Genomic DNA, 24,756 nt, shown 5'->3' with positions numbered 1-24,756 from the left:
TTGACCGTCGATCCTTTCGCCGGAGACAACGTGCTGGATAATGCAGAAAAAGCAACGGATCAGATTCTGTCCGGCACCACCGTCAATGTGGAGCCGGGCCAGACCGTGACCGTGACCCTGGGCGGGCAGACCTATACCACCACGGTGGGCCAGGACGGCGGCTGGAGCGTGACGGTGCCGTCGGCAGCGCTGGGCGCATTAGCGGCGGGCACAACGACGATTGCCGTCAGCGTGGCTAACAATGCCGGAGACATCGCGACGGGCAACCAGGACATTATCGTTGAACCCGCAGCGGGGACACCGGGATCGCTGACGATTACCCAACCGCTGGGCGGAGATGGTTTTATTAATGCGCTGGAGGCCAGCCAGGGCGTTATCGTTAAGGGTGCGTTCCTTGGTGGGACACCGGGTCAGCAGATTGCGGTTAACTTTAACGGTGTCAATTACAACGGTACCGTAGATGGTGACGGATTATGGTCGGTCACGATGCCTGCAGCCGCTTTTGACGGCGTGGCAGACGGGCTGAAATCGATTACCGTCAGCACCGTGGATGCTAACGGTAACCTCGTGACCGGCACAGCTGACGTGATCCTGCAGGCCACAACATTGCCTGCTGTTAACCTCGACAGCGGCGCGATCAGCGATGGTGTCCTTAATAATCTGGACGCCGCCAGCGATCAGGTACTGAGCGGGAATACCGGCATTACCGGTGACGGACAACAGGTACAGATTCAACTCGGCGGCAACACCTACAACGTTCCGGTTAATACGGACGGCAGCTGGAGTACGACGATTCCTGCCACCGATCTGTCTGCCTTACCGCAGGGGAATAACCCACTGGTTGTCAGTGTGGTTGATCAGGCTGGCAACGTGGTTACCCAGACAAATAACCTCACGGTGGATACCCAGTCACCTGTGCTGGGTGTTGATCCCGTGGGCGGCGATAACACGCTAAGCGTCAGCGATCTGACACAGCCACTGATCCTGAATGGTACCGGCCAGAATGGCGATCAGGTCACACTCTCGCTCAACGGCAGATTTTACCGGACGCTGGTGGCCTCCAATGGCCGCTGGTCTTTGAGAGTTGACCAGTCTGATCTCGCTGCATTACCGTCAGGCAGCAATCCGTTTACGGTCACGGTGACGAATGCCAATGGCAGCCAGACGACGTTCACCAGCGATCTGAATGTCGCGACGGCACCAGAAGTCCAGCCTACCATTACGGTTAATTCGGGTAGTTTTGCTGGCGATGGCATTCTGGATGGTGCCGAACAGCAGCAGCCACAAACCCTTACCGGCACCACAACCAATGTTGAGGCGGGACAACAGGTTAGCGTTACCCTGAATGGCGTGACCTACACGGGGACAGTAGAGCCCAACGGTAACTGGCAAATCACGCTGCCGTCCACCGCATTTTCCGGCTTGCCGAATGGTGCGCAGTCGCTGACCGTTGAGGTCGTAAACGCCGTCGGGAACACCAGCAGTGCCGAGCTGACCTTTACGGTCGACAATACGGGCAGCAGCGTTGCGCTGTCGCCTGTAGGGACAAATAACTACCTCAATGTTGAGGATGTGGCCAGCGATGTCGTGTTGAGTGGCACCACAATCAACATTCCTGCGGGCAGTCAGGTGACCGTTAGTGTTAATGGCACCAGCTATACCGGCACGGTCGATGCGCAGGGCAACTGGACGGTGACGCTGCCTGCCGGTTCACTGGCTGAACTGCCAAACGGTGCTCTGCCGGTCATTACCACTATCACCGATGCCGGTGGTAACACGCTTGCCACCAATACAACGAATATTAACGTCTTTGCTACCGATCTGCCGATCGCAACGGCTGGCGTCGCCTTTGGTGATGGCGTGCTGAATGGCGCTGAAGCCACGGCCAACGGCACGATTACGGGCAACAGCGGTGTGACCGGTGCCGGGCAAGGCGTCGTCGTCAACTTCAATGGGGTTGACTATAACGGCACGGTAGATGGTGCAGGTAACTGGCAGGTGAGCATTCCGTCAGGCATCCTCGCTGCGCTGGATCAGGGAACGGTACCTTATACCGTCACGCTCACCGATATTGCCGGCAACACCAGTACGGCCTCTGGCTCCGTTACGGTGGATACCGTGCCGCCGGTGCTGCAGGTTGCCACGCCTTCTGGCGATGGTGTACTCAACGCCACGGAAATTCAGCAGCCTCTTGTGCTGACCGGCACCAGTGAAAACGGTGCGACCATCGTCGCCTCGTTTAATGGTACAACCGTCACAACAACGGCTAATACAGATGGCACCTGGACGCTGAATGTACCGGATGCTGCGTTGAGTGGATTGTCTGACGGTAGCTATACCTTAACGGTGACGGCGACAGACAGTGCCGGTAACGTCTCTACCAATACCAGTAACCTGACGGTAAAAGCGGATGCGGCTTCGCTGCCAACGTTAACCCTGAATCCCTTCGCAGGCGATAATGTCGTCGATGGCGCAGAGCGTCAGGTCAGTCAGGTGCTGTCCGGCACCACTACGAATGTCGAGCAGGGTCAGACCGTCACCCTCACTGTAGGCAGCGATGTTTTCAGCGGCACAGTATTGGGGGATGGCACCTGGCAACTGACTGTTCCGGCAGAGGTCCTCGCTTCGCTGGCTGACGGCAGCGCCAGTTACACCGTGGCCGTCAGTGATGCCGCAGGCAATACCGCCACTGGCAGTCTGGATCTGACGCTCAACAGCAATGCCTCAGGCATCGCGCTGGCCCCCCTGAGCGACGATAACTATCTGAATGCCGGTGAGGCAACCGACCCGCTGATTGTTAGCGGAACCACGTTCAATGTCGCGCCCGACAGCACGGTTACGCTGGTGTTCAATGGCGTCACGTATACCGGCACGGTTTCAGCCACCGGAACCTGGAACATTGTGATCCCACCTGCCGATCTGGCAAGCCTGACGGATGGGCCGACCACGTTGACCGTATCGGCTACGGATACCACGGGGGCCGTACTCAGCAGCTCAGGTACGCTGAACGTGGCCATTAACAATGTACCCAACCCTGTCGTTATTAATGCTTTTGATGGCGGCGTGATTAATGCAGACGATGTCACCAGTGCGCAGGCGCTGAACGGCACAACTGGCGTGAGTGGCGTTGGGCAAACCGTTAACGTCACCTTTAACGGTAATATCTACAGCGGAACCGTGGACGCAAACGGCAACTGGCGCGTTACGCTGCCTGCTGATGCGCTTACCGCTCTGACTGAGGGCAGCACCGGCTATACGGTGACGGTCACGGATGCGGCCGGTAACAGCCGTTCCGTTGCGGGCACTGTCGAGGTGGATCTCACCCCGCCAGGCCTGACGCTGGATCCGGTGACAGGTGATGATGTTGTCGACCCGACCGAGAGCACCGGACCGATTGTGCTCAGCGGCAGCAGTGATGCCGGGGAAGGTCAGGTGGTAACGATCGCCTTAAACAATCAGGTATGGACCACGGCAGTTGACGCCGAAGGCAACTGGAGCTTTACATTGCCCGCTGGCGCACTGGAAGGTATTCCCGCAGGCAGCTATGCACTGGCCGTGACCGTCAGCGATCTGGCCGGAAACAGCGTGACAGAAACCCGCGAGATTACCGTATCAACGAACAGTCTGCCGATCAGTATCGTTACACCTTTCACAGACGGCTATCTGAACCAGATCGAGTCCACGACTGACCAGACACTCAGCGGCACCACCGGCGCTTCTGGCGCAGGTCAGACCGTCACGGTGACCGTGGGGGGAAATGATTACAGCGCGACAGTGGATGCACAGGGTAACTGGTCTCTGACTCTGGGTAGTGATGTCCTTCAGGCACTGACAGAAGGTGTCAATCCCATTGTCGTCAATGTGACTGACGCGGCGGGTAACACGGGCAGCCTGGACAGTAACATCACGGTGGATTTCACGCCGCCTGAACTGACTCTGACGCCGGTTACCGGAGATAATCAAATCAATGCAGTGGAGGTGCTGCAGACCATCCCGGTTTCCGGCACGGCATCGCTGGCTGATGAAGGGCAAACGGTTACCGTGACCTTACAAGGCCAGACTTATCAGACGCTGGTGCTTCAGGATGGAAGCTGGCAGGTCAATATTCCTGCCAGCGTCATGCAGGGCTTACCGGATGGCACGTATGCGTTGGATATTACCCTGACAGATGCGGCGGGTAACCAGACCACGCTGACGCAAAATCTGACCCGCGTCGCCGACAGCGCGTCATTGCCCGTGCTGACAGTCGATACCGTCAGCGGCGATAACTTACTGAACCGGGCAGAAGCCGCTGCGGATTTCACCATCAGCGGTGGCAGCACGAACCTGACGGCGGGGCAGGTTGTGACTGTCACCCTGAACGGTCAGAGCTACACCGGTGCCGTTCAGGCAGACGGCAGCTGGAACGTGACCGTTCCTGCGGGTGATGCTGGCGCGCTGCCAGATGGTGCGTTGTCTGTGGTGGTGGTGGCGAGCGATACGGCGGGCAATCCTGCCAGCAGCACTGCCAGCCTCACTGTCATCGCCAGCGAGGCGGCGCAGCCAACGCTTAGCGTAGATGTAGTGGCAGCGGACGACATCATCAACGCAACCGAAGCCGGAACGGCGCTGGAGGTGACGGGCAGCAGCAGGCTACTGGCAGAAGGGACGCCTGTTACGCTGACCGTTAACGGTATTGCGTACCCGACCACCATTGATGCCAACGGCAACTGGCGCGTAACCGTGCCCGCCGATGCCCTTGCTGATCTGCCGTCCGGGACAGAACAGGCCTTTGTGGTGACGGCGAATGATGCTGCGGGCAATCCTGCGGAGGCCAGCCATAATGTCGCCATCGAAACGACCCTGCCATCGCTGGTCGATATTACCCTGAGCGCAGGCACGTCGCTGAATCAGGCCGAATCGCTCCAGGATCTGACGGTCACCGGTAACAGTGCGCCTGGCGCACAGATTAGCGTGACGCTAAATCAAATCAGTTACACCGCCCTGGCCGACGGAAACGGTGCCTGGACGCTGGCCATCCCGGCAGCGGATCTGCAAGCGCTGACTGATGGTGTTCAGACTGTCACCGTGACGGCAACGGACACCAGCGGTAACGTCGCGACCGACAGCAGCACGACGCTGGATGTGGCGATCAGAAACGTACCTGTCCTGACGCTGGACGTCCCGTTTGGCGATGGCCTGCTGAGTCAGGCAGAGGCTGCGGGTGCGTTGACGCTGACGGGCACAGCCACCAATCTGGCCGAAGGCAGCGAAATCACCGTCACAATTGGGGATCAACCCTTTACCACGACGGTCGCTGCCAACGGTATCTGGACGCTCAATCTGGCACCGGACGCGCTCAGCGGTTTACCCGATGGCGTGACGCAGGTGCAGGTGACGGCCAGTGATGTGGCGGGCAATCCGGCAGAAGCATCCGTCGGCGTTGAGATCATACTGACGCCACCAGCGACGCCAACGGTTGCGGAAACGCTGTTTGGCGACAACGTCATCAATGCCAGTGAAGCTGCGTCAGTACAGCTGATTAACGGCACCACACCACTGAGCGACGGGCAAACCGTGAACGTGACTGTGGACGGCACACCGCTGACGGTATCCGTTGACGCCCAGGGTAACTGGACAGCCAGCCTGACGCCGGAAGTCATGGCGGGGCTGGCCGATGGCAGCCATACCCTGAGTATCGTGACGACCGATCGGGCAGGCAATACCTCGGTGACGACCACACAGGATTTCACGACGGCAACCGCACCGATTGCCGCGCCTACGCTTGATACGCCGTTTGGCGATGGACGCATTAACGCGGCCGAGGCGCAGGCTGGCGGTAGCCTGAGTGGCGATCTGAATAATGATAACGCCGCCGCCGTGACCGTTACGGTCAACGGGACGCTCTATGCGGCTGCCATTAACGGCGACGGCACCTGGTCACTGGATCTGCCCGCGAGCGTCCTGCAAACGCTGCCGGATGGGACCTGGCCGGTGACGATCACCGTCACCGACGTCAATGGCAATACGGCCAGCACCGTTGACAACATCATTGTCGCTGTGCAAACGCTGCCGAATGTGAGTCTCAATCTGCCGTTTGGCGATGGTGCGCTGAATGCCACTGAGGCGACACAGGACCAGACCCTGACCGGTACCACCGGCATCAGTGGCGCGGGGCAAACCGTTACGGTGGTGATCAGCGGCTTCAACAATGACGAACCGCTGAATGCGGTCGTGCAGAATGACGGAAGCTGGTCGCTCACGCTGACCCCGGATCAGATGGCGCAAATTCCTAACGGTAGCCATGTCATTACGGTGAGTGCAGCCGATAGTGCGGGGAACACCGACAACACCACATTAAACGTGGTGACCGCGGTGACGGCGCCCGTGCCGACTTTTGCGGCCACGCAGTTTGGTGGCGACAATGTGCTGAGCATCAGTGAGGCCGCCGCTGGCGTCACGCTGACGGGAACGACGGGCAGCAGCGGCGCAAATCAGGCCGTCAGCATTATCGTGAATCTGGACGGCATCAGCTATCCCGGCACGGTCGATAACGATGGCAACTGGAGCGTGACGATTCCGCCGAATGCGTTAAATTCGTTAGGGAGCGGTCCGTATACCGTCACCGTTAACGTCGTTGATGCTACCGGCAACCCGGGTACTGCCCAGTTTAACTTCACGGCCGATCTGACGACACCGGTGCCAACCGTGGCCCCGCTCGCACGTGACGGTTTTATTAATTCAGCGGATGTCGCGAATGGCGTCACCCTGACCGGTAGCACAGGGGAACCCGGTGAAGGGCAGACGGTTGTGGTCACCTTAGGAGGGACAAGCTTCGATGCGGTGGTACAGGCAGATGGCAGTTGGACATTAGCCCTGAGCACAGCCGATCTGCAAGGTTATACCGACGGAAATTACAGTCTTTCTGTGGTCGCGACGGATGCGGCTGGCAACAGTGCCACCCTTACAGAGACGCTGACCATTGATACTACCGCACCTGTGATCACCACGGTGGCCTTTGCAGGGGATGACGGGCTGGATTACGCCGAAAGTGTTCAGCCGCAGGTGCTGAGTGGCGTAGTAACAGGGGCTGAAATCGGGACTTCGTTGACCGTTTCCCTTGCGGGCACGGTGCTGGGCACGGGCATCGTTGGGGCAGACGGAAGCTGGAGCCTCACACTGACGCCTGAACAAATGCGTGACTTTACGCAGCCGACTACCACACTGACGCTGACCGTCAGCGATCAGGCCGGTAACCCGGTGACGCAGGAACTGTCAGTTCCGGTTGATCTGACGCCACCGCCGGGACCGCTGGTCACGCTGGGCACCGTATCGGGTGACAACATCATCAGTACGGTCGATCAGGCAAATGGTGTCGTGCTGAGCGGAACATCGCAAAACCTGGGTGCTACCGGCGAGGTCAGCATTGTCATCAACGGGACCCCTTACGCCACCACGCTGGATGCGAACGGCAACTGGACGACGGGAGCGCTGTCCGTCGCCGATTTCGGCACCACCGACGGGCCGGTCACCATTACGGTCAACGCGACCAATGGTTCGGAAACCGTCACGGCCACTGGCACCGTGCAGTTGGATCTGACACCGCCGTCACTCACTATCAATGACTTTGCGGGTGACAATGTCATTAACGACGGCGAAACTCAGGTACGCCAGACCATTAGCGGTACCTCGGACACCAGTGAGGCGGGCCGCGCAGTAACGGTGACGCTCAACGGCAAAACCTACACCGCCGTCGTGCAGACTGACGGCACCTGGTCAACCAGCGTACCGGCCAGTGATATGCAGGCACTCGCCGAGGGTCAAACGGTCATCAATGCCCAGCTCAGCGATGCTGCGGGCAACGTGACTTCCGTCGACCGCACCGTGACTGTAGATACGACCGCACCATTGATTCAGACTGACGCCTTCCTGGGCGACAACCTGATTAATGCAGCCGATATCACAACCAGTCAGGTCCTGACCGGTCGCACAACGGGCGCAGAAGAGGGCCAAACCATTTCCCTGTTCGTGGGTGATGGTGCGCCGATCGCTACGGCGGTTATCGGTGCTGACGGTGCCTGGAGCATTGACTTAACGCCTGACGTGCTGGCCAGCCTTAACGATGGTCCGCTGGTCTTTGGTCTTCGCGTCAGCGATGTTGCAGGCAACCAAACCGATGCGACGATCACCGTCAACAAGCTGGTGAACGCGGCGTTAAATCTGGTGGTCGACTCTGTGTTTGGTGACGGCACACTCAGTGCGATCGATACCACGATTGCACAGACCATTACCGGCACGGCCACATCGGCCGGCGTGGGCGCGACTGTCGCGGTCACGATTGGTGGCACAACGCTGACCAGCGCGGTCGGACAGGATGGCAAATGGGCCATTGTGGTTCCACCGAATGTACTGGGTTTGATCAGTGATGGTCAGCTGGCGCTGGACGTCACCCTGACAGATGCTGCGGGCAACGTCCGTACCGTGGGGGAAACCGTGACGGCCATTGTCGATGCCGTACCCGTTGTGGGAACCCTGACCGGCCTGTTTGGTGGCGACAACTTGCTGAATATTGCCGAAGCGGCCGTCAACCAACAGATTGGCGGTACGATCGAAAATGCGGCGGCGGGATCGCAGGTGACGGTGACGTTAGGCACCCGCACCTACACCACCGCAGTGGGCACCAATGGAAGCTGGAGTCTGACGCTGCCTGCTGCCGACCTGACGGCGCTGACGGCGGGTAACCAGACACTGGGCGTCAGCGTGATTGATGCTGTCGGCAACGTGGCCAGCAACAGTACCACCATTGGCATTTTCACCCAGACGCCGACTATCAGTCTGACCTCACTGTTCGGTGATGGTGTGCTTAACCTGGCCGACATTGCGACCAGTCAGACGCTCAGCGGCGTGGTCAACAACGTCGCAGCAGGTTCGACAGTCACGCTTACGGTAGGCGCCTCGCAGATTAACGCAGTGGTGGGAGCGAACGGCACCTTCTCCGCAACGGTGACGCCAGATATCCTCGGCACGCTGGCGCAGGGCAACCTCACCATCGGGGCAACGGTTACCGATGCTGCCGGGAATACGGCCTCGACCAGCGCGGGCATTCGCGTCGATACCGTGGTACCAACCATCACCCTCAATCCGCTGTTTGGGGATACGTTGCTGAATGTAGCTGATGCCCTGGCGGGGCAGACGATTAGCGGCGCGGTAACCGGGGCGGAAGCCGGATCTCGCGTGGTTGTGACGATTGCGGGCCAGCAGCTCGTGACCGTCACCGATGCCAGCGGCAACTTCAGCCTCGGCTTAACGCCGACTTTGCTGAAAGGCTTGTCCGACGGCACGCTCACTGTAGGCGTCAGCGTCACCGATGCCGCAGGCAATACCAGCAGCAGCTCGGCCACGGCGACCGTAGGCATTAACAATCTGCCGAAAGTGACGCTGAACCCGCTGTTTGGCGACGGTGTGCTTAATATTGCCGAGTCGCTCGTGACGCAGACCATTACGGGGACCGCAACCGGCGTGGCGGCGGGCAGCACCGTGCGCCTGGCGATTGGCAACACCACGGCGACGGCGGTGGTGAATGCGGACGGCACGTTCTCTGCTTCGTTAAGCCCGGCAGTTCTTTCGACATTGCTTGGCGGCAACTTTACGGTCAGTGCATCGGTAACGGATGCGGTCGGTAACACCACCTCCACCAGCGCAGGCGTGCAGCTGGCCGTGACGCAGCCAACTCTGACGGTCAATACGGTGTTTGGCGACGGTGTCCTGAGCGCCGCAGACCTTTCAACTAATCAGACCATCAGTGGGTCGTCGTCACTGTCAGCGGGCGCAACCGTCAGCGCCACGTTAAACGGCGTGACCTACTCCACCAAAGTGGTGAGCGGCGGTGGGTGGACGATCAGCGTACCGAAGGCCGATCTGCTGAGCATCAGCGATGGTGCGAAAACTGTTGCCGTGACAGGGACCGACCTTAACGGTAATACCGTGTCCGGTTCGGGCAACCTGAGCGTCATCAGTAACAGTGCGCCGGCGTTAACCATTACCTCCCTGTTTGGTGACAACGCGCTGAGCGTCGCAGATGTGAAAACCACGCAGACGATTAGCGGGACGGCCACTAACGCGGAAGGATCGCTGGTGGAGGTCACCATCGGTACCCAGACCTTTACCACGTCGGTAAACAGTAACGGGACCTGGAGCCTGCCGATCTCCGCAACAAACCTGGCGGCGATTGCAGACGGACTCTATACCGTTACCGCCAGCGTCACCAATGGTATCGGCAACAGCGGCAGCGCGTCTGCTTCGCTGGGCGTCGCCAGCCGCAGTACGCCGACCGTTGGGGTGAACAGCTACTTTGGCGGTGATGGTTATCTGAACATCTCTGAATCCAATATTGCTGAAACCATCAGCGGCACCAGCAGTAATGCTGTCGGCGGGCGCGTAACCGTTAACGTGGCAGGTAATATTCTGACCACTACTGTAGGCGCAAATGGCACCTGGAGCGTTAGCGTACCGTCAGCCACACTGAAAGGCATATCGGACGGCAGCCATTCGGTCGCGGTCACCGTCACGGATATCGGCGGTAACAGCACCACGACGACCAGTGCCTTTACCGCGTTGTCGCACAACCAGCCTGTCGTCGGGGTGGATCCGGTGCTCAGCGTCGTGACCGCACTGTTGACGGGTTTGACGGTGCAGGGCGGATCGCTGAACGCAGCCCAGGGTTCCAGAGTCAGCGTGACGCTGCTGCTGGCGAACGGCAGTAACGGGCCAACCATCAATACGACTACCGATGCTCTGGGACGTTACTCGGCTAATTTTGCCTCGTCACTGCTTTCTGTAGGGGGACTCTTGCTGTCAGTGAATACGCTGGCGAAAGTGACCATTACGGATGTGGCCGGTAACAGCTTTACCACCACAAACACGCTGTTGCTGGGGTCATTGTTGCCTGCCACGACCACGCTGTCGGCGGAGTCGTTTGCCACCTTCGCGGTATCGGACGAAAGTGTTACGGCGGCCAGTCTGGAAACGCAGCATCACAGTCAGTCTGGCGAGGAAACAGCACCGGCGCTCCATGCCGTCTCTACACTGACCACGGAAGCCGATACGGTGGTGCCGACCAGCAGTACCGAGTCGGTGAATGTCGCGGAGCAAGCCGTTGTCGTGCCTGAAACCCCCATAATGGAGGAGGCTTACAGTATTGGTGGGGTGGTGATTACGCTGGAAGATGGCAGACAGATTGAAGGGGCGACGGTAAGCGGCAGCAGTGGTGCCGATACCGTGACCGTCAACGATCTGAATTTCAGCCATATTGATGGCGGTGCCGGTACCGATACCCTGGTGCTGGGCGGTGATCACATCACGCTGGATCTGACTGCGCTTGGCCTGAAAGTCGAAAACATTGAAATCCTCGATCTGGGTAAAAGTGGCACCAATTCGGTCAAACTTGATCTGAATGAGGCGCTTACGCTTACAGACAACCAGAGCGATGATTTGATGATTAAAGGCGCAGACGGCAGTCAGGTCACGCTGGTCAATAGCGATGGTGGCGTTTGGGAAATCAGTGGTGAGCGTATGCTGAATGGCCAGGCCTATGAGGTCTACCATAATTCGGCGCTTGCCAATGACAACACGCTGGGTGATGTGCTGGTCCAGCATAACCTGCAGGTCGCCATCGTCTAAACGGTGCAGTTTGATGGTTACACGCAGAACACAGCGGGTGCGCAAGCACCCGCTTTTTTAATCCGTTTTAACTGACCGTACCGCAGTTAATGCGCCGCATTCGATAGTGCGTGTCGGTCATCCATCCCCCAGGCGGAGGACTGGCACGGGATAAAGCGGTATATAACGTCACGCCCTGTCCTGACGCCTCGTCCATCAACGGATAGAGTAATTCCTTAACTTTATTAACTGGCAGGTTGTTTAATTATGCTAATGACTTTTTGGGATTGAATTTGGCTAAAAAAACAGCTTTCAGACGAGATATTTGATAACTGGCGATTTTTATCATGAACCTCTCGCCAATTTATACTATTAATATTAACGCGCGCTTAGCGGTAGGCTTTCAAAAACATAAATTAAATTAACAATAAAGTGCGTGTTCTGCTGTCGCATTGCTGTTTTTTACGCCCCAAATCACCAGGTAATCCTCTAACGATGATAAACAGCCCTGTTGGTATGAAGAATGAAGAACGCGCGTCTGGTCCTGATCTGTTGTGCCTTAAATGGCATGGTACTCCCTGCAGCCCTGGCTGCGCCTTTACCCGAAGCCGAATTTAACTGGCGTGCCGCGCCCAGTGAAGAACAGGTGGCAACCTTAACCCTGCGTGAGGCGATTCTGCGCGCGTTTGCCCGCAATCCGAAGATTTCGGAAGCGGCCGCTCAGATTTACGTAGGGGAAGGGGATCTCAGTGCGGCCCAGAGCGCCTGGTATCCCCAGATATCGCTTCAGGGCGCAGCGGGGCGCTCACATCAAACGGATTCCTCCGGCAGTCTGAACAACAACGGCTCTGGCGGCATTATGCTCAGTCAGCTCCTGTACGATTTTGGCCGCACCAACGGCGCCATCGATGAACAGCATGCCCTTTCAGAGGCATATCGCTTTGGCCTGTTCGATGCCATGACGCAGGCCGCGAAAGATACGTTACAGGCCTATCTTGAGGTCAAACGCTATCAGTCACTTGCCATGACGGCCCAGACAAACATCGCGTCGCTTGAGCACGTTCGCGAAATTGCCAAAATGCGGGCGGATGCCGGTCTCAATTCTCAGTCCGATGTATTGCAGGCGGAAACCCGCATTGCTGCGATGCAGGCGACTCGTGAACAGTATCTGGCACAGCTTCGCTCGGCCAAAGCCCAGCTTACGGTCTTGACCGGCGTGGTACCGGCGACGCTGCCTGAACTTCCTCAGGCGCTGCTCAGGCAGCAGGTCACTCTTGATCGTATTGCCTATGAAAACAGCGCTTCGGTGCGCAGCGCGCAGTCTAAGCAGGAAGCCGCGCGTGAGCGGGTAAGGCAGGCCCAGTCTGGCCACTGGCCCAGTATCAAAGTGCAGGCGGGCCGGACGCGTTATGAAAACGATCAACGCTCATACTGGGACGACGAAGTGCAGCTCCAGGTTGAGGCGCCGCTCTATCAGGGCGGGCTGGTCAATGCCAAAACGCAGGCCGCCGAGGGTGAGCGTCTGGCCGCACAGGCGGCGGTGCAGCAAGCCAAACTGGCCATTAATCAAAGCGCCTCCACGGCTTACGCCGATATGATTGGCGCCCAGCAACGCCAGCAGGCGGGGGAAGTGCAACTGGCCAGCGCGGAGCACACGCGCAATGTTTACGCCGATGAATACCGGCTCAGCAAACGTAGCCTGAACGATCTGCTCAGCGTTGAGCAGGATGTCTTTCAGGCCGACAGTTCCCGCATCATCGCCCTCTACGACGGCTGGGATGCCACCGTCCGCTATGCGGCCGCCGTTGACAACCTGCTCGATATCATGGGCATCGACCGCCAGAAAAACAGTGGCGATCTTCTTCCTTCGCTGCAATAGCCAGTCTGCACTAAAAGGCGTGAATAATGAGTGTACAAAACCTGAAGACGGAAAACTGGATTGCCGCGATGTTGCGTGTGGCGGCGCGTTTCGGCAAGCCTGCCGATGGCAAAACGCTGCGTCAGCAGATGCGCTGGTTCGAACATCTCCCTGCTGAACAGCAACTTGAACGGCTTTGCGGTTTACTCGGCCTGCACCTGACCATGGTGTCCCCCAACAAACTGCGCTGGCGCCAGGACATCACGCCTGTCGTGCTGGTTATGGAAAACCATAGCGTGGCGGTGCTGGAAGGCATTGATGGGGAGGGAAGCGCACGTTACTGGCTCAGCGAAGGCGGTGACGTGATTCGCGAAGGTGAGCTGGCGGGCCTGCTTTCGCGTACACAAGGAGATGTGGGCGTTATTGGCGTTGCCGCTCGTGGGCGGGATGCCCGCATTGATGAGTTTGTTCAGCCCTATGAGCCGCACTGGTTCTGGAAAAACTTTCGGGGCATGGGCCGCCGTATTGCTGAGATTTCCCTGGCATCGATCATCAGTAATGTTCTGGCGCTGGCCGGGATTCTGTTTTCCATGCAGGTCTACGACAGGGTCATTCCTGCGCAGTCCGAAGCTACGTTGTGGGTGCTGTTTGTGGGCGTGCTGATTGCCGCCGCCATTGAATATTTGATTCGTCTGATGCGCACGCAGGTATCCGATCTGATGGGGAAACGCATTGACCTGAAAGTCTCTGCCATGCTGTTTGCCCGGGCGATGAATATTCGTAACGAATCCCGACCTAAATCAACCGGCTCTTTTATCTCGCAACTGCGCGAGATCGATCAGGTGCGCGAGTTACTGACCTCCACGACCGTCGGCGCGGCGGCGGATTTACCTTTTGTCATTCTCTTCCTGTTTATTATGTCGTTTATTGGCGGCTGGCTGGTCCTGATTCCGCTGGCCGCCATTCCCCTCATTATTATCCCAGGCCTGCTGGTACAGTTTCCTATGGCCCGGCTGGCGAAAGCCGGCTTACGTGAAGGGGCACTGCGTAATGCGGTGCTGGTCGAGACCATCGAAGGCATTGAAGACATCAAGGCATTGCAGGCAGAGCCGTATTTTCAACGCCAGTGGGAGCAAACGCATGAGGTCAGTGCGTCAATCGGTAATCAGCAACGCCTGTGGGGGGCCAGACTCACGGGCTGGGCATCGACCGTGCAGCAGCTGACCTATGCGGGCATGCTGGTCTTTGGGGTCTATTTGGTGCTGGACGCACAAATCACGACCGGGACGCTGGTCGCCTGTAGCCTGCTTTCCTCGCGCACCATCGCGCCACTGATGCAACTCACCATGGTCTTTTCCCGCTGGCAGCATGCGAAAACCGCAATGAAAGGGCTGGATGAGCTACTGAAAAAACCACTCGATAAACCTGAGACCGCGACATTGGCCCACTGTCCGACGCTGACCGGGCACTATGAATTGCGCAACGTGCATTACACCTATGATGAAGAGAACGAAAAGAACGTACTCAACGTGCAGCAGTTAACCATCAGGCCCGGTGAAAAAATCGCCATTCTGGGCAAGGTCGGTGCAGGTAAATCCACCCTGCTGAAAATTCTGGCCGGTCAGGCACAGGCCACGCAGGGGAAAGTGCTGGTCGATGGCGTGGATATGGCGCAAATCGACCCCACGGATCTCCGCCGTCAGCTCGGCTGGCTTTCTCATGATTCGCGACTGTTCTTCGGCACGTTACGCCAGAATCTGCTGCTGGGGAATCCACACGCCAGTGAACAGGAGATGCTGCAGGCGCTGCGTATCAGCGGTGCGTTGTCGCTGGTTCAGCAGGATGCGGCCAGTCTGGATCGCATTATTAATGAAGGTGGCCGTGGGCTGTCGGGCGGACAGCGCCAGATGATTATGCTCAGCCGGATGATTCTGCGCCAGCCACAGGTTGTGCTGCTGGATGAACCCACCGCCTCAATGGATGAGCAACTTGAAGATCATGTGATCCGCCAGATGCAGAGCTGGATCAGTGGACGAACGTTAATCCTGGTCACGCACCGTCCCGCACTGTTGAAGATGGTTGATCGTATCGTGGTGATGGAAAACGGCCGCATCATTGCGGACGGGACAAAAGAGCAGATTCTGCGGCGCGCGACCGCGGATGCCGGTCAGGGAGGGGCAGCATGAGCATCGTCATGTTAGATAAAGATTTGGCCAAACATGAGCGACGCACATCCACCATCATCTGGTTGTGCACCGCCGCGCTGGTGCTTTTTCTGATCTGGGCGCATTTCGCCATTCTTGATGAAGTCACGGTCGGCACCGGAAAAGTGACGCCGTCAACCCGTGCGCAGGTAATTGACAGTCTGGACGGCGGCATCGTGAAGCAGCTTAACGTGCATGAGGGCGATATCGTCGAAAAAGGCCAGATTCTGGCCACTCTGGATCCCACCCGTTTTCAGTCTAACTTTGGTGAAGTGCAGGCACGGGTAAGGACGCTGCGCGCTTCGTCTGAGCGACTGAGCGCAGAGCTGTCTGGTACACCGCTCACCTTCAGCGCAGAGACGCTAAAAGAGCCGCAACTGGTGGCGCGTGAGAAGCAGTTGTACGAATCACGTCGCCGTAACCTGACAGAGACGATCAGCAACCTGCAACAGTCTTTACGGCTGGTTCAGGATGAGCTGCGTTTAACGGAACCGCTGGTGGCGAAGGGCGCCGCAGGGCAGGTGGAAGTCATTCGCCTGCGCCGTCAGGTCAGCGATCTGCGCGGTAAAATCGATGAGGCACGTAACGATTATCTGGTCCGTGCCCATGAAGAGCAGGTAAAAAACAATGCGGAACTGGATGCCCAGCTACAGGTTGCCGCAGGCAAAGAAGACCTGCTGACGCGTGCCACGCTCACTTCACCCGTTCGGGGTATCGTGAAGGATATCCAGGTCACCACGGTCGGTGGTGTGCTCGAACCGGGCGGTAAGATGATGGAAATCGTGCCGCTGGAAGATCAACTGCTAATCGAAACCCGTATCAATCCTCGTGATATCGCCTATATTCGGCCCGGCCTGCCAGCCGTGGTGAAAGTGACCGCCTATGACTCTTCCATCTACGGTGACCTGCCGGGCGTGGTGGAAACGGTCTCGCCGGATACCTTGCAGGATGAGGTTAAGCGCGATCAGTTTTATTACCGTGTTTATGTCCGCACACAAAAAGCGGAGCTGACAAACCGGGCCGGACGACGCTTCCCCATTGTGCCGGGCATGGTGGCGAATGTAGAGATCAAGACAGGGCAGAAATCTGTCATGGATTATTTGCTTAAGCCGTTGAATAAGGTTAAAGAATCGATGCGTGAACGTTAATAAGGCGTGGAACCGGACCGGTAACCTAGCTGGTTTCGGTCCGTGATAAAATACAGGGGAAACTTTGTAAGAGGCGCGGGTTAATTTGGCGAGGGCGAAGCGGCATAAGTGACGAATAATTCAGCACTTAGCGGTGCTATTTTCCGCACAGCTGACCAGACACTGAACAGCAGGCAAAAAAAAGCCGGGCAATATGCCCGGCGCTTAATTAGCATTTAAGAAATCATTCGGGGGTGAATGAAGATAAGAAATAAATGATGATAGCGGGTGTAATTATAGGGATTATGGGAAAGATGTTTTATCATTGAGTGCTTAGGAATATTCCCACTAAAATCATAGGGGTAACTATTATTAAGTAAGGGATTATCAATTTGTGCTTTATTTTTTATCACTCTGTGCGGCTAATTAGTTCCGTAATATTCATATCCTGAAATAAATTTTACAGTTAAAGAAACACTTTCTGAAATTTCGTATCATTTTAGCGATGGATTATTACGCTTGTTGAAATAACAATGGGCCTTCAACCGATTTATCATCGGTCAGCAGTGGCAAATATAAAAGGCACATAACAGAGGGTAATAAAATGAAGCGTCACATTCTCTCCCTGGCGATCCCTGCTTTACTCGCAGCGGCAGGATCGGCAAATGCGGCTGAAATCTATAATAAAGACGGCAATAAATTAGATTTATTTGGCAAGGTAGACGGCCTGCACTATTTCTCGGACAACGACAGTAGCAATGGCGATCAGTCGTATGTGCGTTTTGGCTTCAAGGGTGAAACCCAGGTTACCGATCAACTGAGCGGCTACGGCCAGTGGGAATACCAGGCCGCGCTCAACAATTCAGAAGCCCAGGGAACAGCTGACAGCTATACCCGTGTTGGCTTTGCCGGGTTAAAATTCGGCGATGCGGGCTCATTCGACTATGGCCGTAACTACGGTGTCGCTTACGACATTGGCGCGTGGACAGACGTGCTGCCTGAATTTGGTGGCGATACCTATGGCGCGGATAACTTTATGTTCCAGCGCGGTAACGGCATGGCAACCTACCGTAACAACGGCTTCTTCGGATTGGTCGATGGCTGGAACTTTGCGGTTCAGTATCAAGGCAAGAACGATAACCCCACTGAAACGTCAGGCGGTCGTGATGTGTTGGGTGAGAACGGCGACGGCTGGGGCCTGAGCACCACGTACGATCTGGGATCGGGCTTCGGCATCGGTGCCGCGACCTTCCAGTCCGATCGTACTAATAACCAAAATGGTAATGCGCCAGGCATTCTGGGACGCGGTGATAAAGCTGCAGCCTATACCGGTGGCCTGAAATACGACGCCAACAATATTTACCTGGCCGCGATGTACACGCGCGCCTATAACGCCATCAGCTTTGGCGACAGCACCAGCGGCAACCAGGCGAACACCGCTTACGGATACGCCGATAAAGCCGACAACTGGGAACTGGTGGCGCAGTACCAGTTTGATTTCGGTCTGCGTCCGTCTCTGGCGTACATCAACTCACGCGGTACTGATGTCCAGAACTGGGGCAAACAAAATCTGAAGAAATACGTCGACGTAGGGGCGACTTACTACTTCAACAAAAACATGTCGACCTATGTTGATTATAAAATCAACCTGCTGGACGATAATGACTTTACCAAAGCGGCCGGTATCAATACCGACGATGTGGTGGGCGTAGGACTGGTTTACCAGTTCTGATAAAAGCAGGGAGCGCTATGCGCTCCCTGCGTTATTCCTCACCCACCGAGGCTGGCGGATGGTTTTCGTCTGACGGCACAAGAACGTTGCCGTATCTCGCCCCTTCAAACGCCACACCTGACAAGGTAAACGCGGCGTAACTCAACCAGCGTTGTAACGCCGTCATTCCGATTTCTGGCTTTTCCATCCTCTCTCTCCCGGCAACGCAGATAGCATTACACGTGCAGGATTCATGCCAGTCCGACCGCTCTCATAGCCACGGACATCTCGCCCGTTTTGCTACAATGGCCGGCGATTCAGGGGAAGAGAATGACCTTTGATGGTGCAGACGTGATCAACGACGGCGCAGATAAGTCGTAACCATGTGGCGGTGACGGCGTTGTTGCCAGGTTTTATAACTGCCAATAACGAACAGGCCCAGCGCAACGGCAAGGATTATATAAATCATCTGTTGCTCCTTATGCTTACGCCCTCAGTATTGAGGAGAACGATTCAGTCTGTGCGACTCACTCAGCTTTATCAACCAGTTTTAATTTAATTTACTTAATGTTTATGCTTTGAAACAGGCATAAAACGCCCGTTATGGATGAATAATGATGAGAAGTAAGATTAATCTGCTGTTAGTGGCGGCGGTCCTGCTGGTAGCAGGATGTGATCATCCCGCATCAAAAACCAAAGACGGAATGGTGCTGGAAGGGAAAACGATGGGAACGGTGTGGCGGGTGAGCCTGGCGGGCGTGGATGAAACGCGTAAAGCCGATCTGCAGCAGCGCATTCAGCAACAACTGGATGCCGACGATGCCGAACTTTCAACCTGGAAGGCTACCTCCGTGCTCTCTCGCTTTAATCAGAGCCGCGCCACCACGCCGCAGCCGGTGAGTGAAAACATGGCTGATATTGTGACGATGGCTTTACGTATCGGTAAAAAAACAGCAGGTGCCATGGATATTACGGTGGGACCGCTGGTGAATTTATGGGGGTTTGGGCCGGATAAACAGCCCGTGCATATTCCCGATGATCAACAGATTGCTGCGGCCAGAGCGTTGACCGGCTTACAGCATTTGCGCGTCATACAGGGCAGCAACGGACAATGGCTGCAGAAAGATCTGCCAGGCTTGTATGTCGACCTCTCCACTATGGGCGAAGGATTTGCCACCGATCATCTGGCTCGCCTGATGGAGCAGGAAGGCATCAATAACTATCTGGTGTCGGTCGGGGGAGCCGTCTTATCCCGTGGAATGAATGCACAGAACCAGCCGTGGCGGGTTGCGATTCAAAAACCGACTGACAGAGAAAATGCGGTTCAGGCCAGAGTCGATCTGCAGGGCCATGGGATCAGTACGTCGGGGAGCTATCGCAACTATTATGAACTGGACGGTAAACGCCTCTCCCACATTATTGATCCGGCCACAGGCCGGCCTGTCGATCACAAGCTGGTTTCGGCAACCGTGATTGCCACGACCGCGATGGAAGCCGACGGCTGGGATACCGGGCTTATGGTGCTAGGCACAGAAAAAGCCAAAGCGCTGGCTCTGAAAGAGAAGCTGGCGGTGTACCTGATTACGAAGGAAGGGGACAAATTTGTGAGCTGGATGTCGCCACAATTTACCGCTTTCATTATTCCATCTGACTGACAGAGAGAAACGCATGCTGGATCTGTTTAGTGACGCTTCACCCTGGCAGGAACCGTTGGCGGACGGCGCCGTGATATTGCGGCGACGTGCCCGCGATCAGGCCGACGCACTGTATGAGGCGATCATGACGATTGCGGCGAGCAATCCGTTTGAACACCGTATTACGCCGGGAGGACACCGCATGTCCGTCGCCATGACCAACTGTGGTGATTTTGGCTGGTCCACGGATGCGCGCGGCTACCGTTACAGTGAGCATGACAGCACACATCAACGCCAGTGGCCTGCGATGCCGGAGACGTTCCGGCTACTGGCCCGTCAGGCGGCAGAAGAGTCGGGCTTTCCGGCGTTTAACCCGGATGCCTGCCTCATCAACCGCTATGAACCTGGGGCAAAACTGACTTTGCATCAGGATAAAGACGAGAAAGATCTGCGTCAGCCGATCGTTTCTGTGTCGCTGGGGTTGCCTGCTGTATTTCAGTTTGGTGGTTTTGAACGCAGCGATCAGGCGCAGCGGGTGCTACTTGAACACGGCGATGTGGTGGTCTGGGGCGGCCCGTCTCGCCTGCGTTACCATGGAATATTGCCGCTGAAAGCCGGTATTTATCCGCTGACTGGCGCGTTCCGCTATAACCTGACATTTCGCCGGGCGTTTTAACGTGCGCAAGTTAGTGCGAATAACTATTGCTATCATTTGCCATCACTTTACACTGCAGGCTCACTGGATTGCCGGGTAAGGTTTTATGGCGTTGTTACAGGTTGTTTTTAATCAGTATCGCTGGCCGTTTATTGGTGTGATTTTGCTCACCCTGCTGAGTGCGGCATTGGGATTAGGCATGATTGCGTTTATTAACGGCCAGATGATTGTTGCGGTGAATACCTCGCTAAGCGTGTTGCCGGCTTTTCTGGCTCAGGTCGCGCTGCTGATGGCGGTGACCCTGGCCTCACAGCTGTCGCTGACCTGGCTGGGGCATCAGTTTGTCTGGCGGCTGCGCGGCGAATTTATCAAACGTATTCTGGATACGCGCGTGGAGCGCATTGAGCAAACAGGCAGTGCGCAACTGCTGGCAGGATTAACCAGCGATATCCGGGCCATTACCCTTGCGTTTGTGCGTCTGCCGGAGCTGATTCAGGGCATCATTATCACGCTGGGTTCAGCGCTCTATCTTGCCTGGCTGTCGCCGAAAATGTTGCTGGTGACCAGCGGCTGGCTGGCTGTGACGTTGGTGGGCGGCTGGATGCTGGTTTCCCGGGTTTATCAGCACATGGCGAAACTGCGTGAAGTTGAAGACAACCTTTACCGTGACTACCAGACGGTGATTGAAGGACGTAAAGAGCTGCAGCTTAACCGCGCGCGTGCCCGACTGATTTATGACACGGTTTATCAGCAGGATGCCCGCGCTTACCGGCACCACATTGTGCGCGCCGATACTTTCCACCTCAGTGCCGTCAACTGGTCCAATATCATGACGCTGGGTGCCATCGGCATGGTCTTTTTCATGGCAAACAGTCTGGGCTGGGCGAATACGGCTGTCGCAGCAACGTTTTCCCTGACGCTGCTGTTTCTGCGCACGCCGCTGCTGTCGGCGGTAGGGGCCTTGCCGACATTGCTCAGCGCGCAGGTGGCCTTTCGCAAACTCGCGCTGTTTGAACTTGCACCTTATCAACCTGATTTTCCTGTCCCCGCAGCAACAACTCCGTGGCAAACGCTTGAGTTGCGCGACGTCACCTTTCATTACGGTGAAAACGGGTTTCGGGTGGGGCCGGTCAACCTGACGCTTCGTCGTGGCGAACTGGTGTTTTTGATTGGCGGTAACGGCAGCGGTAAGTCGACGCTGGCGATGCTGCTGACAGGTCTGTATCAGCCCCAGTCCGGTTGTCTGGTGATCGACGGTCAGCCGGTTGATGCTGGCGACCGGGATGCCTGGCGGCAGCATTTTTCAGCCGTCTTTACCGATGTGCACCTGTTTGATCGCCTGATTGACAGTCAGGGCGAACCGGCTTCGCCTGCCCGCGTCCAGCTATGGCTTGAAAAGCTAAAAATGCAGGACAAGCTGAAGATTGAGGGGAATAAGATACTTAATCTGCAACTGTCGAAGGGGCAGAGCAAAAGGCTGGCGTTACTGTTGGCGGTGGCGGAACAACGCGACGTCTTGCTGCTGGATGAGTGGGCCGCCGATCAGGACCCGCATTTCCGCCGGGTGTTTTACCGCGAACTGCTGCCTGCGTTGCAGGCGGCGGGCAAGACCGTCTTTGCAATCAGCCATGATGATCACTACTTCATTCATGCCGATCGTCTGCTGGAGATGCGCGATGGCAGGCTGTATGAGTTAACCGACAGTGAGCGCGAGCGGGCCACGCAGGATGCGATAAAGCTTACCGACACCGGCTTGTAGACGCGTGGCAGCCGTTGCCGGCGCATCGACGATTAACGGAAATAAGACAAAAGATAAAGCCGCTCAAATCAGCGGCTTTTCAATGTTGGGTTGGCGTTTTCAGCTTCCACTCAGGCCTGACAGTGCCAGAGCCAACAACGGTGGGTTGGTCGCTTGAGATAATCAATCATTGGGTGGGATGGCAAAGTTTTTCAGTGACACGACAAAGTGGTGTTGGCCTTTACTGATGCGCGCACCGCGATCGCACCACTGACTTGCCAGACGGAAGAAATCGTCACAACCGATGTCGTATGCCAGCTCCACCTTACTGATGCCTGAATGCAGTAAGTCTTCTGCATCCTTCAGGTTCTTAGCTTTGATGACCATATCTGTATCCTCGATTTCAGGAAGCAACAGAATAAGTTATTTTTATTACAAAATTGTTTCAATTTCATGAATGGCTGTCATATTTGCCCGTTTTGTGAAGCCACAAACACTTTGCATGTCACGTTAACCCAATGACTTTTTTCCTGAATCTCCCTTTCAGGCCTTTTTCTGGCAAGCCAGAGGGAAACCGCCTCAGCGTGGCCCGACTCACTATCCGCTCACTGCCATGCTATCTGTTCTGCGTTTTCCGCTTTCACGGTTGGGGTTCACTTTCTGCTGCTTGCCGGACAGGCCCCTGCGACAGAAAACTGAGATCGCTGCCGGACGGGCGCTGATAAATACGTAATGAAAAAACGTTAGCGATGGCATAGATATATTCAAAGATTGCCGACTGCGTATTTTCATAGTCCACCCAGAGTACGGAGGAGGTAAAGCAGTAGATCTCAATCGGTAACCCTTCGGCTGACGGTTTCAGCGATCTCACCACGATATACATGTCTTTGTGGATATCCTCCCGCTGTGTCAGCCAGGCAGTAAGATAGTGACGAAAGACCATCAGGTTAGTCATGCCGTTTTCAACAAACCAACGGTCACCGACCGCGCTCAGTTCCCGACCATCCATCAGCTTTGACAGTTGTTCGCTGATGCCGCGGACCTGAACCATCGACTCCAGCATGGCATGATCTACAAAGCGTATTGACGTTTGATCAAGGTAGAAACTCCGCATAATGCGTCGTGCCCCGGAGGAAAACATTGCCTGCCAGTTGGTGTACGTTTCGGTCAGAAAGGTTTTTGTGGGCACACGCGAAAGTGTATTGTCCCAGTTACGAATGGTGATGGTGTGCAGCGCGATATCAATGACCTCGCCACTGATATTATTCGCGGGCAGCTCAATCCAGTCGCCAAGCTGTAGCACGTCATTCGATGAGAGCTGAATATTCGCCACCAGTGATAACAAGGTGTGCTGAAAGACCAGCATCAGAACCGCTGCCACGGCACCCAGACTGGAGATGATAATGGCTGGCGACTTATTCGACATAATGGCCAGGATCATTATCGCAGAGATAATGTGGACCAGAATCTTACCGACCTGAATATAGCCCTTGATTGAATGATTTTTACGTTTTGATTTTTTGACATAGGAGATGTTCACAATCTCCAGTACTTCATTAAAAAACAGCGACAGATAAACCATAAATAAAATGCCGCAAATGGTTTTTATGGCGATTAACAGGTGCTCGGGCAGGTCCGGCATAAACTGTAACAGGAAGTAGACCGTGATGACCGGAATAAAATTGGATAGTTTTTCAGACAATCTGACATCTTTATCCAGCGGCACCTGATTCTTGTGACTGCTGAAGAACACTTTACGCACCACTCTGACCACAAAAAATTTGCATATCAGATGGGCTACCAGGCCCGCGACAATCAACACCAGGAGGTTAACAGCAATAGAAAGGGCGGGTTTATTCTCGATAAAGTGTTGTATGTCGTTAAAATAATTCATGTTAATCGTAAGCCTGGAAATGTTGCTGGTATTCAACCACAAACCTGTTGATGGCGATAAGCGTAGCGTGCGCCTGCTCTTCGCGCGACCGCGGTTAAATAAATGTTGTTTGTGCCTGAATGTAAGCCGCGCGGCACGGGCCGTCAGCCCGGGGGTGGTGACCCTGCTGTTGTTGACGTGCGCGGCTATCTGTTTCAGCGCGGGTCGTTAACCACGATGTTTTGTCGATGCATCGCATTGTCTCATGAAGGTGAGTGCGGGTAACGCGCGGAGGTCTCCATCGCAGCAAACCGCATTG

12 protein-coding genes are annotated in these 24,756 nt (G+C 56.0%); 8 read left to right on the top strand and 4 right to left on the bottom strand.

Annotated elements, in window-relative coordinates:
• The 5 genes from RAC65_RS05400 to ompC all read left to right on the top strand — a co-directional run.
• Positions 1-11,658: Ig-like domain-containing protein (locus RAC65_RS05400; protein WP_375096444.1), on the top strand; the 11,658-nt coding region annotated here is incomplete at its 5' end.
• Positions 11,659-12,160: 502 nt separating this feature from the next.
• Positions 12,161-13,516: a TolC family outer membrane protein gene (locus RAC65_RS05395; protein WP_110268200.1), complete on the top strand. Its 1,356-nt coding sequence runs from the start codon at positions 12,161-12,163 to the stop codon at positions 13,514-13,516.
• A gap of 26 nt (positions 13,517-13,542) precedes the next feature.
• On the top strand, positions 13,543-15,681 hold the full coding sequence (locus tag RAC65_RS05390) for a type I secretion system permease/ATPase (protein ID WP_039338184.1): 2,139 nt from the start codon (positions 13,543-13,545) through the stop codon (positions 15,679-15,681).
• On the top strand, positions 15,678-16,847 hold the full coding sequence (locus RAC65_RS05385; protein WP_033740600.1) for an HlyD family efflux transporter periplasmic adaptor subunit: 1,170 nt from the start codon (positions 15,678-15,680) through the stop codon (positions 16,845-16,847). Before RAC65_RS05390 ends, RAC65_RS05385 begins: the two co-directional genes overlap by 4 nt.
• Positions 16,848-17,430: 583 nt before the next feature.
• Positions 17,431-18,558 (top strand): porin OmpC, encoded by a 1,128-nt coding sequence (ompC, locus tag RAC65_RS05380; RefSeq protein WP_006119981.1) that lies wholly within the window; start codon positions 17,431-17,433, stop codon positions 18,556-18,558.
• Between the two features lie 31 nt (positions 18,559-18,589).
• Here ompC and RAC65_RS05375 read toward each other — a convergent pair whose 3' ends face one another.
• Together RAC65_RS05375 and RAC65_RS05370 are read right to left on the bottom strand one after the other, a co-directional pair.
• The gene (locus tag RAC65_RS05375) at positions 18,590-18,745 is read right to left on the bottom strand and encodes a hypothetical protein (RefSeq protein WP_006119982.1); all 156 of its coding nucleotides are present in this window, start codon (positions 18,743-18,745) and stop codon (positions 18,590-18,592) included.
• A 147-nt stretch (positions 18,746-18,892) separates the two neighbouring features.
• Entirely contained in the window at positions 18,893-19,006 is a 114-nt protein-coding gene (locus RAC65_RS05370; RefSeq protein WP_006119983.1) for a hypothetical protein, read from the bottom strand.
• A 145-nt stretch (positions 19,007-19,151) separates the two neighbouring features.
• Between RAC65_RS05370 and apbE the strand changes: the two genes are divergently transcribed.
• The 3 genes from apbE (at position 19,152) to RAC65_RS05355 (ending at position 22,585) form a co-directional block, all read left to right on the top strand.
• Positions 19,152-20,192 carry an FAD:protein FMN transferase ApbE gene (apbE, locus tag RAC65_RS05365; RefSeq protein ID WP_033740598.1) on the top strand — a complete coding sequence of 347 codons (1,041 nt, stop codon included), beginning with the start codon at positions 19,152-19,154 and terminating at the stop codon, positions 20,190-20,192.
• Positions 20,193-20,205: 13 nt separating this feature from the next.
• Complete coding sequence (gene alkB, locus RAC65_RS05360) at positions 20,206-20,847, top strand: DNA oxidative demethylase AlkB (protein ID WP_375096443.1); 642 nt, start codon at positions 20,206-20,208, stop codon at positions 20,845-20,847.
• Positions 20,848-20,932: 85 nt separating this feature from the next.
• Entirely contained in the window at positions 20,933-22,585 is a 1,653-nt protein-coding gene (locus RAC65_RS05355; protein WP_205956758.1) for a multidrug ABC transporter permease/ATP-binding protein, read from the top strand.
• A gap of 162 nt (positions 22,586-22,747) precedes the next feature.
• Here the strand turns inward: RAC65_RS05355 and RAC65_RS05350 are convergent, their stop codons facing one another.
• Both RAC65_RS05350 and RAC65_RS05345 read right to left on the bottom strand, forming a co-directional pair.
• The gene (locus tag RAC65_RS05350) at positions 22,748-22,951 is read right to left on the bottom strand and encodes a hypothetical protein (protein WP_006119987.1); all 204 of its coding nucleotides are present in this window, start codon (positions 22,949-22,951) and stop codon (positions 22,748-22,750) included.
• Positions 22,952-23,204: 253 nt separating this feature from the next.
• The gene (locus RAC65_RS05345) at positions 23,205-24,458 is read right to left on the bottom strand and encodes a mechanosensitive ion channel family protein (RefSeq protein WP_054633431.1); all 1,254 of its coding nucleotides are present in this window, start codon (positions 24,456-24,458) and stop codon (positions 23,205-23,207) included.
• Positions 24,459-24,756: the final 298 nt, after the last annotated feature.

Origin of the sequence: Pantoea sp. BS_8 (assembly GCF_041954965.1) — a bacterium.
Taxonomy (GTDB): domain Bacteria; phylum Pseudomonadota; class Gammaproteobacteria; order Enterobacterales; family Enterobacteriaceae; genus Pantoea; species Pantoea stewartii.
Note: the sequence above shows the minus strand (reverse complement) of the source record. Positions and strands in the feature narration are given on the sequence as shown.